This window comes from Parendozoicomonas verongulae, from assembly GCF_009711465.1.
GTDB classification, from domain to species: domain Bacteria; phylum Pseudomonadota; class Gammaproteobacteria; order Pseudomonadales; family Endozoicomonadaceae; genus Sansalvadorimonas; species Sansalvadorimonas verongulae.
This window is the reverse complement of sequence record NZ_SMME01000362.1, coordinates 1-639: the sequence shown is the minus strand read 5'-3', so window position 1 is coordinate 639 and position 639 is coordinate 1. Positions and strand designations below refer to the sequence as shown.

General features: G+C 46.8%; 1 protein-coding gene. It reads right to left on the bottom strand.

What is annotated here, in order from left to right; all coding sequences use genetic code 11:
- Window positions 1-109: 109 nt before the first annotated feature.
- Window positions 110-639 (bottom strand): hypothetical protein (locus E1189_RS24415; protein WP_230459866.1); only part of this gene is annotated, 530 nt, incomplete at its 5' end.

Sequence of the window (639 nt, the reverse complement as noted above, 5' to 3'; positions counted from 1 at the left end):
AGTTATAGGTGTCGTTTCCAGAGCTGGCAAACGCGCCCCCTTGCCTGTCGGAAACCAATAAGTATGTCGCAGGTGAATGGAAGAAGGCTCATGTGCCAGAGCTACTGCACTACTGCTTGACGGAGCGCGATGACCGGTAAGCGGCTCTCATGCTCTCCCCAATCCTTTCAAGGGTCATATTGCGACATAAAGCATCATTGATCTCCCCCCCCCAGCAATAATCAATAGGGATATTAGACATTGGATCCAGGAACCTGGTGCTTTGATACTTTGTGTTGCTTAAATGCTTTGTCGCACACGTTCGGCAATAGGCATAGGGAGATAATTCTCTCTTAGAACCTGCTAAATAAAACTGGACTGCTTGCTGCTCTGTTTTGTTGGAAAACAGGTTGTTACAGATAGGGCATTCACCCTCATCTCTACTGATGCTTACAGTGTCATCAGATAAGTGAGACATAAAAGATAAGTTGTCGGTGTTGGTAGCCTGTGAACTCGAAGGTCCGGCACTTGTATAAGACCTTGCGTGAGAACTACTACCAACAGACACAGGGCTAGAGAACGTTTCGAGTGGCCCGACATGTAACGTATCAAAAGCTTTTTGAACCTCGAAGGCGATTATTTCGGCATCCATATGCCAAG